2 protein-coding genes and 1 pseudogene are annotated in these 1,660 nt (G+C 68.6%); all 3 read left to right on the top strand.

What is annotated here, in order from left to right:
• Nucleotides 1-182, top strand: a 182-nt coding sequence (locus AB0O29_RS35715; RefSeq protein ID WP_365160540.1) for a hypothetical protein, incomplete at its 5' end; no start/stop codon positions are given.
• A 90-nt stretch (nt 183-272) separates the two neighbouring features.
• Nucleotides 273-899: pseudogene (locus tag AB0O29_RS35710) on the top strand (ABC transporter ATP-binding protein); the annotation flags it as partial.
• 21 nt (nt 900-920) lie between these two features.
• The coding region (locus AB0O29_RS35705; RefSeq protein ID WP_365160543.1) for a hypothetical protein at nt 921-1,660 on the top strand (740 nt) is incomplete at its 3' end.

The following is a 1,660-nucleotide window of genomic DNA, read 5'->3' as shown; positions in this document are numbered from 1 at the left end:
GCCGCACCCGGAGCCCCATGATCGAGGGCCAGATCCTGTTCGCACTAGGCGAGGCCCGGCTCGGCAGCGCCCGTGAGGAAGAGGGGCGGCAGCATCTGACCACCGCGCTCGCGATCTTCCGCCGGATCGGCTCGCCGCCCTGGGAGGCGAAGGCGCACGAGGCGCTCGGCAGAGGCGCTTAACAGAGGCGCTTAAGCGCTCGATAAGCCGCCGATATGGCTGGTTCATAACGTCAACGCAGACAAGAAACCTGCTGAGTTGTGGAGTCTGCGATGTCACCTACAGTTGCGCTGCGTCTGAACGAGGTCGTGAAGGAGTACGGCAAGGCCGGGCGCGGCGTGCGCGCGCTGGACGGCGTCACCGTCGGGATCGGCCGGGGCTCCTTCACGGCCGTCATGGGGCCTTCGGGCTCCGGCAAGTCGACCTTCCTGCACTGCGCCGCCGGCCTGGACAAACCCTCCAGCGGCTCCGCCTACATCGGTGACACCGAGCTGAACGGGATGAACGAGACCCAGCTGACGGAACTGCGCCGCAAGCGCGTCGGTTTCGTCTTCCAGGCCTTCAACCTGATCCCCTCGCTGTCCGTACGGGAGAACGTGGAACTCCCGCTGCGTCTCGCCGGCGAACGCCTCGACCCCGCCTGGCTGGAGCAGATCCTGACCCGCGTCGGCCTCGCCGGCGGGGCCGCCCACCGGCCCGCCGAGCTCTCCGGCGGCCAGGCCAAGCACGTCGCCATCGCCCGCACACTGGCCACCGCCCCACGCCTGATCCTGGCGGACGACCCCACCAGCGACCTCGACCGCGCCACGGGCCGACGGGTCATGGACGTACTCTTCGCAGCCGCTGACGAGGCGGAAGCCGCCCTCGTGGTCACCACACGTGACCCGGAGGTCGCAGCACGACTCCGTAAGCGGTGGGCCATGCACGAAGGACGCCTGCTTCTCTCACCGCGTCCACCCTCACCGGTGAAGGGGGCGCGACAGGGCACCGCCCAGTACGTGGTGCGGAAGCTGCCGGAGGTCACCCTCGCCTTCTGGATCATGAAGATCGCCGCCACCACCCTGGGTGAGACCGCCGGTGACCTCTTCGCGCAGACCCTGCGCCTGGGCTATTTCCTCACCACGATCGCGCTGTTCCTCATGTTCGTGGTGACCCTGGTGGTGCAGCTGCGGGCGAAGCGGTACAACCCGTTCTTCTACTGGCCCGTCATCGTCTCCACGAGCATGGTCGGCACCACCGTGTCGGACTTCATGAACCGCGACGCCAGCTCCAAGTACCTCGCGCGGGGCACCACCTCCCTGGGCTGGGGCCCACAGGGGCTCGGGCTCGGTTATCCGGCCGGCGCGGCCATCCTCGTCTCCCTGCTCGTCGCGATCTTCGTCGTCTGGAAGTTCACCGGCCAGACCTTCGTCATCCGGGACATCGTGACCTTCCGGGGGGAGGCGCTGTTCTGGTCGGCGATCCTCGTCTCGAACACCCTGGGCACCTCGATGGGCGACTTCCTCTCCGACAGCTCCGGCCTGGGCTACATGGGCAGCGTTCTGCTGATCACAGGCGTTCTCCTGGCACCAGCTCGGCCTCCAGCCGCCCGCCCGCACGCGTGGGGTGCTTGGTCTCCACGGCCAGCCCCACCGGCCGGTCGGCCGCCAGGGCCTCCTTG

Origin of the sequence: Streptomyces sp. NPDC089915, from assembly GCF_040684675.1 — a bacterium.
Classification (GTDB): Bacteria; Actinomycetota; Actinomycetes; order Streptomycetales; family Streptomycetaceae; genus Streptomyces.
Note: the sequence above shows the minus strand (reverse complement) of the source record. Positions and strands in the feature narration are given on the sequence as shown.